Below are 8,995 nucleotides of genomic sequence, written 5' to 3'. Positions count from 1 at the left end.
TCAGCCCTGCAGCGCCTCCCACATTTCCTTGTCGCGCTCGGCGGTCCAGATGCGTGGCGTCTCGATGCCGCGCGCCTCGTCGTAGGCGCGGGCGACGTTGAAGGGCAGGCAGTGCTCGTAGATCGCGTAGTCGGCGAACTTCGGGTCGCATTCGGCGCGCACGGCGTCCCAGGCCTCCTTCAGCGTGCCGCCGCGCGCCGCGACGCGGGCCGCCGGGCGATAGGTGCTTTCCACGAAGTCGCGGGTATTCTCGATCGCGGTGTTCACCATCTCGCGCCCCACCAGCGCGTCGCCGCGCCCCGGCGCGATGGCGTCGACGTCGAACCACTTGATCGCGTCGAGCGTGTCGCCCCAGTCCGCGAAATGCCCGTCGCCGCAGTAGCAGGCCGAGTGGTATTCGACGATGTCGCCGGTGAACATCACGTTCTGATCCGGCACATGCACCACGATATCGCCCGCGGTGTGCGCGCGGCCCAAGTGCATCAGGTCCACCCGGCGGTTGCCCAGATAGACGGTCATCCGGTCGTTGAAGGTGGTGTTGGGCCAGGTCAGGCCGGGGATCGATTCGTGCCCCTGGAAGAGACGCGGGAAACGTTCGAATTCGCTTTCCCAATCCTCCTGCCCGCGCTCGGCCACCATGCCGCGCGCCATTTCCGACATGATGACCGTGTCGGCCTTGTAGGCCGAGGCGCCGAGGACGCGGACGGCGTGGTAATGCGTCATCGCCAGATGCGTGATCGGCTTGTCGGTGACTTCGCGCACCTTCTCGATCACCTTGTTGGCGAGGCGCGGCGTCGCCTGCGCCTCGACGATCATCACCGAGTCGTCGCCGATGATCACGCCCGAGTTCGGATCGCCCTCGGCGGTGAAGGCCCAGAGCCCCTCGCCGATCTCGGTGAAGCTGATCTGCTTCTCTTCCATGTCGCCCTGGCTGGCGAACGCCTTGCTCATTCTTTCACTCCGTGCTTGCCGGCCTCCCAGCCGGGCATCGCCCGGCCGGCGACGGAGGCGGGGTGCGCCTCCATCTCGGTGGCCATGGTGTCGTTCCAGCGGTTCAGGTAGCCGAAGAGCGCGATGGCCGCGACGATCTCGACGATCTCGGCCTCGTCGAAATGCTTCTTCAGCGCGTCGAAATGATGCGCCTCGACCGTGTTGGGCACGCCCGCCGCCTCGCGGGCCAGCACCAGCGCCGCGCGCTCGGCGTCGCTGAAATGCGGGCTGGTCTCGCACTCCCAGATCGCCGCGATCTTTTCGTCCGGCACCTCGTAGACGTGGGACAGGTTGGCCATGTGCCCCTGGCAGTAGCGGCAGCCCGTCGCCATCGAGGTCATCAGCGCGACCATCATCTTCAGCGCCTCCGGCACCGTGCCCTCGTAGAGCACGGCCTGGTTGAGATCCATGAAGGCCTGCGCGATGTGCGGCCGGCGCGCCATCGTCAGGATCGAGTTGGGCAGGAAGCCGCGGATGCGGTCGTAGCGCGCGAACTTCTCCTCGAACTGGGGAAGCGCCTCGCGCGGCAGCGGGTCGATGTGGGGCAAGCTCTCCTCCTCGCGTGCCTTACGGTGTCATTCGCGGATCTGGCGCTTGTAGGGCTCTTCAAGTGCCGGCAGCAGCTTGCCCGTGCACTCGCCGAAGCCGATGGTGTAGCCGTCGCCATGCGCCACGCCGTGCAGCGTGAGCGTGTCGCCGTCCTCGAGGAAGTTGCGCGTCTCGCCGCTCTCGAGCTCCACCGGCTCCTTGCCGCCCCAGCTGAGCTCCAGGAGCGAGCCGCGCGCGTGCCGCTCGGCACCCGAGATGGTGCCCGAGCCGAGCAGATCGCCCACCCGCATCGGGCAGCCGCAGGTCGTGTGATGCGCCAGCTGCTGCGCCGAGGAGTAATACATCTCGCGATAGTTCGTGCGCGCGATCTCGGTCGCGCCCTTGCCCTCGGGGGCGAGCGTCACCCACAGATCGAGATCGTAGAGCATCGGACCCGTGTCGCGCAGGTGCGGCAAGAGCTCCACCTCGCGGGCGGGGGTGGGCACGCGGAACGCCTCGAGCGCGGCCTTGGTCACGATCCAGGGACTGATCGTGGTCGCCGTCGCCTTGGCCTGGAAGGGGCCGAGGGGCTGGTATTCCCAGGCCTGGATGTCGCGCGCCGACCAGTCGTTGAGCAGGACGTAGCCGAAGATCATCGCGTCGGCCTCTTCCACCGTCACCGGCCCGTCCGAGGGCTGACCCACGATGGCGCCCATCTCGAGTTCGAGGTCGAACCGGGCCGAGGGCGCAAAGCGCGGCGCGTCGTCGTTCGGCCCCTTGAGTTGGCCCCAGGGGCGGCGCACCGGCGTGCCTGAGACGACGACCGACGAGGCGCGCCCGTTGTAGCCGATCGGGATGTGCAGCCAGTTGGGCGGCAGCGCGTTCTCGGGCCCGCGGAACATGGTGCCCACGTTCGTCGCGTGATGCTTGCCGGCGTAGAAGTCGGTGTATTCCGCCACCCGGAACGGCATGTGCATGCGCGCCTCGGCCTGCGGCACAAGGAAGCCCTCGATCTTGTCGCGGGCCGGCGAGCCTTCGGCCAGAAGGTCCGTGAGCTGCGCGCGCAGATGGTTCCAGGTGCCCGGGCCGGCCTCCATCAGCGCGTTCCAGGCGGGTTCGCCGAAGAACGGCCCGCCGTCGAGCGCGATCTGGCTTGCCTCTTCGGCGCGGGCCATGTCGAGAATCATGTTCCCGATCGCCACGCCGCAGCGCGGTTCGAGCGTATCGGTAGAAAAGACGCCGTAGGGCAGGTTGTTCAGCGGAAAGGGATGGTCGGCGGCGTTGGCGCTTTGCACCCAGCTCTTCATCAGCGGCATTGCGTGTCCTTCATCCAGTCTTGCGGAGCGGGGCGCACGACCTGCGACCCCGCGCGGCGCAAGGCTTTTGGAAAAGCCTTGCAAGGGGCTTTCAAGCCCCTTGCGCGCTCACTTCAGCCCGGGCGTGCCGTCGAACTTCTTCTCGAGGTCGGCCCAACAGTCGATGTAGTCGTCCTGCAGCGGCGCCTCCTGCGCGGCGAAGCGCGTCAGGTGCTGCGGGAAGCGCGTCTCGAACATGAAGGACATGGTGTTCTCGAGCTTCTCGGGCTTCAGCTCCGCGTTCGAGGCGCCCTCGAAGGCGGTCCGGTCCGGCCCGTGCGGCAGCATCATGTTGTGCAGGCTCATGCCGCCCGGCACGAAGCCCTGTGGCTTCGCGTCGTACTGTCCATAGATGTTGCCCATCAGCTCGGACATGATGTTCTTGTGATACCACGGCGGGCGGAAGGTGTCCTCGGCCACCATCCAGCGCTCGCGGAAGAGCACGAAGTCGATGTTCGCCGTGCCCGGCACGCCCGAGGGCGCGGTCAGCACGGTGAAGATCGACGGGTCCGGGTGGTCGAAGAGGATCGCGCCGACCGGGCAATAGGCGGTCAGGTCGTACTTGTAGGGCGCGTAGTTGCCGTGCCAGGCCACCACGTCGAGCGGGCTTTGGCCAATCTCGGTGGTGTGGAACTGGCCGCACCACTTGATGGTGAGCGTGGAGGGCACCTCGCGGTCTTCGAAAGCCGCCACAGGCGCCTTGAAGTCGCGCGGGTTCGCCAGCGCGTTGGCGCCGATCGGCCCGCGCGGCGGTAGTTCGAACTTCTGGCCGTAGTTCTCGCAGACGAAGCCGCGGCAGGGGCCGTCCAGCACCTCCACGCGGTAGACGAGACCGCGGGGAATGATCGCGATCTCCTGCGGGCGCAGGTCGATGACGCCCAGTTCCGTGCAGAAGCGCAGCCGCCCCTCCTGCGGCACGACCAGAAGCTCCGAGTCGGCGGAGTAGAAGTATTCGTCCACCATCGACTCGGTGACGAGGTAGATGTGGCTCGCCATGCCGACCTGCGTGTTCACGTCGCCGGCGGTGGTCATCGTCCGCATGCCGGTGAGCCAGGTGAGCGTCTCGTCGGTGTGCGGCACCGGATCCCAGCGATACTGGCCGAGGCTGATCACGTCCGGGTCCACGTTCGGCGCGGACTTCCAGTAAGGCAGATCGATCTTCGTGTAGCGCGCCGAGTGCTTGACCGAAGGCCGGATGCGGTAGGTCCAGGTCCGCTCGGGCGGATGCACCGTGAAGGCGGTGCCCGACAGCTGTTCGCCGTAGAGGCCGTAGTTGCACTTCTGCGGGCTGTTCATCCCCTGCGGCAGGGCGCCGGGTAGCGCCTCGGTCTCGAAGTCGTTGCCGAAGCCCGGCATGTAGCCTTCGTGCGTGCCCACGGGGGTGGCGGCCGAAATGAGGCCCGAAGGTCCGGTCTGACGGTTCATGGCGCGCGCTCCTTCTCCCGGAATTTGGTTGCGCTGTTAACAGTTGATTTTGTAACTAACAAGGGAGGAGGCGATCGGGTTGCACGAAAAAGACGACTTCGACCTGCAGGAATTCCTGCCCTACCTGCTCAACCAGGCGGCCGAGGAATCGAGCCTCGCCTTTCAGCAGATCTACAAGCACCGCTACGGCATGCTGCGCACCGAGTGGCGCGTGCTGTTTCACCTCGGCATCTACGGCGAGCTGACGGCGGGCGAGATCGCGGCGCGCGCGCGCATCCACAAGACCAAGGTGAGCCGCGCCGTCGCCCGGCTCGAGTCGCGGCGGTTTCTCACCCGAAGCCGCGACGCCGCCGACCGACGGCGCGAGGCGCTGCGCCTGACTCCCAAGGGAGAGTCGGCCTATCGCGACCTGCGCGAGGTGGCGCGGGACTACGACGCCATGCTGGTCGAGGGCTTCTCCGAGCACGAGGCCGAGCTGCTCCGCCAGATGTTGCGCCGGCTCGCGCGGCCCGCGGCGGATCGGGGCGCGGCCTAGATCAGTAGAGCGGCATCGCCGCCTTCGCGCCCTGCGGCGCCATCCAGGCCTCGCCGGGCCGGGTCACCGACGCCACCGCCGCGCGCACCCGCCGTGCCGTGGCGGCGAGCGGTCCGCTGCCGCGATGGCCCACGATCACCGGTGTCTGCGGCAGGGTGGCGCCGAGCCGCGCCGACAACTCGTCGAGCGGGCCTTCCGACAGCCCGGCGAGCAGGCGGCTGCCGGCCAGCACCAGCGGCGTGCCGGGGTTGCGTCGCGCCACGCGTGCAATGTCGGTCGGGCCGCCGTCGAGCACCAGGCTCACCGCCCAACCCGAGGCGCGCAGCACGTCGGCCTTGAGCACGGCGCCCAGAAAATGCGGGTTGCCGGGTTGATTGGCGACGACGACATGCGCCAGCGGGCGGACCGGATCTGGCGACAGGCCGGCATTCCAGAGCATCACCTGGAAACGGCCCAGTGCCAGCGTCACTTCGGCCATGCCCCATCGATCGGCCATCCAGCCGTCGCCCAGCGCGCGGCTCACGCGCTCATAGCAGGCGGCGCGCCCGGCGGCGGTGGCGAGGAAGGGGCGCAGCGCCCGGCTCAGCGCGCCTTCGTGCTCGGGCGCGACCAGCGCGCCGGCGAGTGCCTCGGCTTGCGCCGGCGAGACCTCTGCGGTCCGGCGCGCGGGCAGCGCGCCGCCGCAGGCGCCGGCGAGCGCGCCGGTCCAGTCCTCCATGACGAGGCCCGGCGCGAGGCGGCCAAGCAGGATGGCGCCCGGCGTGAGCGCCGCGTCGCCCATCCCCTGAAAGAGCTGCATGTGCCAGCCGGCGAAGGCGCGCTCTTCGCTGCGCGTGTCCTCCGTGACCGTCAGCGAGTCGTGGCGGGGATCGCGGCGCAGCGTGTCGAGCAGCGCCTCGATCGCCTCGCCGGGGCCTTCGATCCATTGCCGGTACATCGTGCCTGATGAAACGAGTGCGCCGGTCACGCCGGCTGCGGCATTCCGGGCGGATGCGGAGTGTACGAGGTCGGTTATCTCCTGCGAGTCGAGGGGCCGGGTCGCTTCGCTGCGATAGCTCAGCCGCCGGATCGTCGCGCTGCTCGCCATCGCCCGAACTCCCGTTTCGCGGGACCGGGCGCGCCGGTGCCGCCAACACTGCCGCTGCCCGCGCAGCTGGTCGTCAAGGCAGAGCGAGGGCACCTGAATTCACTATGATGTTACAGTCAAGAATGTCTAGTGAAATTTACACATCGGAGTCGTGCGGGCGTCAGAAGTCCACCGACACCCCGGGGAGTTCAAGCGCCTTGACCAGTTCGCGCAACTCCTGCCGCGCGGCGATGTTGGAGATATTGAGTTGCTTGACGCCGACATCCTTGAGGTCGAGCAGCGTGAGCCCCCTGGGGAACAACTCGCGGAAGATCACCCGTTCGTGGAAGCCGGGCGCGATCCGGAAGCCGATGCGTCGGGCCAGCCGTTCGAGCGCGCGTTCCATCTTGAGCTTGTTCACCATCGCCTGCGCGCCCAGACGGTTGCGCAGAACCACCCAGTCGATCGGCTGCAGGCCTGCCTGCGCGCGGAGCTGGCGCGCGTTCCAGACCATCTCGGAATAGACCGAGGGGCCGAGGATCTTCTCGCCATCGCTGTCGATATGCGCGAGCAGATCGAAATCAACGAAGCTGTCGTTGAGCGGGGTGACAAGCGTATCGGCCAGCGAGTGGGCCACCTGGCTCAGTCGGGTGTGCGAGCCGGGGCAGTCGATGACGATGAAATCCGCAAGCGGCTCGAGCTCAGAGACCGCGATCGAGAGGCGATGGTCGAAGACATTCTCGCCAGGGGCGAGGCTGTCGGCGTCGATCTCGGGCAGATCGCGATAGACCGGCCCCGGCAGGTCGAGCCCCGCGTCCTCGAGGTATTTGCCACGGTTGGCCGCATAGCGGGCGAGGCTCTTCTGCCGCAGGTCGAGGTCGAGCGCGCCCACGCGGTGGCCCATCCGGGCCAGCGCCGTGGCGAGATGCATCGACACGGTCGACTTGCCGGCGCCGCCCTTCTCGTTGCCGACCACGATGATATGCGCCATCCCTCCGGCCCTTCCGCCTGCCGCATTCTGCAATGCCTGCGCGCAGATACTATATGTTGTGGCGGCTGCAAGGAAAACCGGCAGGAAGTCTTTCGCCCGCGCCCGTGCTTGCAAAACCGCATCTCGGCGATACGCTGGCACCGTGCCTGACCGACCGGGAGGGGCCATGCCCCGGCGCAATCCGCATCGTCCCTTCTCGCCCGATCCCGAAATGCTGGCGCGCCGCCCGCAGATTTCGGGCAACGCGATCAACGGCCTGGGCGAGACGCGCCCGCGGCGGCCGGAAAAGGTTTTCTGGGCGCCGGATCCCGACGACATTCCCTGGGGCGAGGTGCAGCGCTGGTTCTATCAGGCGGATCCACCGGGCCCCGAGATGCAGGCGGCGCGCGTCGAACGGCAGGCGATCCTCGACGCGCCGATGCCCGAGGTCGCCGCCGAGCGCGTCGCGCGCACGCCGGAGGAGCGGACCGCCGCCCTCGATCGCTTCGTGGCCGAGGGCCTCTGCGAGATGGTGGGCGTGACGGCGATGCGCGCCGAATGGGTCTTCGCCGGAGAACGCGTGGATTTCGGCACGATCGTCATGATCGGGGTCGCGCACGACTACGACCGGCTGAGCGCCGCGCCGGACCAGAGCGCGGGCGCGGATGTGATCCGCCAGTATGGCCGCGCGGCAGGCGCCGCCAAGGCGGTCGCCGGCTGGCTGCGCGACGAGGGGTGGCCGGCCGAGGCGGCCACCGGGCCGATGGCGGGCAGCGTGCTGATGATCCCGCCCGCGATCGAATGCGGCTTCGGCGAACTGGGCAAGCACGGCTCGATCATCAACCCGGAGTTCGGCGCGGCCTTCCGCCTCTCGGCGGTGCTGACCGATGCGCCCTTCGCGCCGACGCCCCGGCGCGCGTTCGGTATCGACGACTTCTGCCTCAACTGCCGGATCTGCGAGGACGCCTGCCCGCCCGAGGCGATCCTGCCCGAAAAGGCCACGGTGCGCGGAGAGAGGAAGTGGTATGTCGATTTCGACAAGTGCATTCCCTTCTTCGCCCGGACATCGGGCTGCGCGATATGCATTGCGGTCTGTCCCTGGTCGCGGCCTGGCGTGGGGCAGGGCCTCGCCGACAAGCTCGCGCGCCACGCGGCGCGTCGGGCTGCGGGCTGATCCGCCGCAGTGCCCGACCCGCCGAAAACGCGAAACGCCGCCCGGGGGCGGCGTTTGCTTGCGTCTCGAAGGCGCCGCGGCTTCAGAAGCCGAGACCCTCGTACTTCTTCTTGAAGCGCGACACGCGCCCGCCCGTATCCATGAGGCGGGTGCCGCCGCCGGTCCAGGCGGGGTGCACCGAAGGGTCCACTTCGAGCGTCATTGTCTCGCCCTCTGCGCCCCAGGTCGACCGCATCTGAACGGTCTCGCCGTTGACCAGCTTGACGTCGATCATGTGGTAGTCGGGGTGGATGTCCTTTTTCATCGCGGCGATCCTTACAGCTGGGCGCTCTTGGGCTTGGGCGCGCGGTAATTGGTCTGCTCGGCGATCCGGGCCGACTTGCCGCGGCGCGAGCGCAGGTAGTAGAGCTTCGCGCGGCGCACCTTGCCCCGGCGCACCACGGTGATGCTGTCGATATTCGTCGAGTAGAGCGGGAAGACGCGCTCCACCCCCTCGCCGAAGGAGATCTTGCGCACGGTGAAGGTGCCGGCGATGCCGCCGCCGTTCTTGCGGCTGATGCAGACGCCCTCGAAGTTCTGCACCCGGCTCCGCGTGCCTTCGGTCACCTTGTAGCCGACGCGCACGGTATCGCCCGGCTTGAAGTCGGGGATCTCCTTGCCCAGCGAGGCGATCTGTTCCGCCTCGATTTCCGCGATCAGGTCCATCTGATCCACTCCTTGTCTCGCTCGCGGTGGTGTCCGCGAAGGTCTGGTCCGACCCAGAGCTCTGGTCCTCGACCGGGTCCGCCGTGGCGCCCGCCAGAGATTTCGGCCGCGTTGCTTTCCGTTCCGCCGCCGCGGTACCTTGTCGCCGGGCGGGTCGCAGGGTGCACGACAGCCACGGCCCGCAAGGCCGCGCGGCCCGGGACGAGCGGCGTATAGTCGGCGCGCCGACCGCGATCAAGCCCTTTCC

The 8,995-nt window shown here is 68.3% G+C and carries 10 protein-coding genes; 2 read left to right on the top strand and 8 right to left on the bottom strand.

Going from position 1 to position 8,995, the window contains the following annotated elements:
• The 4 genes from DRV85_RS05640 to hmgA all read right to left on the bottom strand — a co-directional run bounded on the left by DRV85_RS05640 (position 1) and on the right by hmgA (position 4,298).
• Positions 1-951, bottom strand: a complete 951-nt coding sequence (locus DRV85_RS05640) for an MBL fold metallo-hydrolase (RefSeq protein ID WP_113288474.1) — start codon at positions 949-951, stop codon at positions 1-3.
• A complete protein-coding gene (locus DRV85_RS05635; protein ID WP_113288473.1) occupies positions 948-1,538 on the bottom strand; it encodes a carboxymuconolactone decarboxylase family protein in 591 nt (196 codons plus the stop codon). Before DRV85_RS05635 ends, DRV85_RS05640 begins: the two co-directional genes overlap by 4 nt.
• A gap of 27 nt (positions 1,539-1,565) precedes the next feature.
• Positions 1,566-2,834: a fumarylacetoacetase gene (fahA, locus tag DRV85_RS05630; RefSeq protein WP_113288472.1), complete on the bottom strand. Its 1,269-nt coding sequence runs from the start codon at positions 2,832-2,834 to the stop codon at positions 1,566-1,568.
• Between the two features lie 108 nt (positions 2,835-2,942).
• A complete protein-coding gene (gene hmgA / locus DRV85_RS05625) occupies positions 2,943-4,298 on the bottom strand; it encodes a homogentisate 1,2-dioxygenase (protein ID WP_113288471.1) in 1,356 nt (451 codons plus the stop codon).
• A gap of 79 nt (positions 4,299-4,377) precedes the next feature.
• Here hmgA and DRV85_RS05620 point away from each other — a divergent pair, with 79 nt between their 5' ends.
• The gene (locus DRV85_RS05620) at positions 4,378-4,833 is read left to right on the top strand and encodes a MarR family winged helix-turn-helix transcriptional regulator (protein ID WP_113288470.1); all 456 of its coding nucleotides are present in this window, start codon (positions 4,378-4,380) and stop codon (positions 4,831-4,833) included.
• Between the two features lies 1 nt (position 4,834).
• On the opposite strand, the gene DRV85_RS05615 is transcribed toward DRV85_RS05620, so the two are convergent.
• Entirely contained in the window at positions 4,835-5,920 is a 1,086-nt protein-coding gene (locus DRV85_RS05615; RefSeq protein ID WP_113288469.1) for a BLUF domain-containing protein, read from the bottom strand.
• 160 nt (positions 5,921-6,080) lie between these two features.
• Entirely contained in the window at positions 6,081-6,890 is an 810-nt protein-coding gene (locus tag DRV85_RS05610) for a division plane positioning ATPase MipZ (RefSeq protein ID WP_113288468.1), read from the bottom strand.
• A gap of 166 nt (positions 6,891-7,056) precedes the next feature.
• Here DRV85_RS05610 and DRV85_RS05605 point away from each other — a divergent pair, with 166 nt between their 5' ends.
• The gene (locus DRV85_RS05605; protein WP_113288467.1) at positions 7,057-8,043 is read left to right on the top strand and encodes a 4Fe-4S dicluster domain-containing protein; all 987 of its coding nucleotides are present in this window, start codon (positions 7,057-7,059) and stop codon (positions 8,041-8,043) included.
• A gap of 82 nt (positions 8,044-8,125) precedes the next feature.
• Here DRV85_RS05605 and rpmE read toward each other — a convergent pair whose 3' ends face one another.
• Together rpmE and rplS are read right to left on the bottom strand one after the other, a co-directional pair.
• Positions 8,126-8,347 carry a 50S ribosomal protein L31 gene (rpmE, locus tag DRV85_RS05600; RefSeq protein WP_113288466.1) on the bottom strand — a complete coding sequence of 74 codons (222 nt, stop codon included), beginning with the start codon at positions 8,345-8,347 and terminating at the stop codon, positions 8,126-8,128.
• Between the two features lie 11 nt (positions 8,348-8,358).
• Positions 8,359-8,748 carry a 50S ribosomal protein L19 gene (rplS, locus tag DRV85_RS05595; protein ID WP_113288465.1) on the bottom strand — a complete coding sequence of 130 codons (390 nt, stop codon included), beginning with the start codon at positions 8,746-8,748 and terminating at the stop codon, positions 8,359-8,361.
• Positions 8,749-8,995 lie beyond the last annotated feature (247 nt).

Origin of the sequence: Rhodosalinus halophilus, from assembly GCF_003298775.1 — a bacterium.
GTDB lineage: Bacteria > Pseudomonadota > Alphaproteobacteria > Rhodobacterales > Rhodobacteraceae > Rhodosalinus > Rhodosalinus halophilus.
This window is presented reverse-complemented; position numbering and strand designations above follow the sequence as displayed.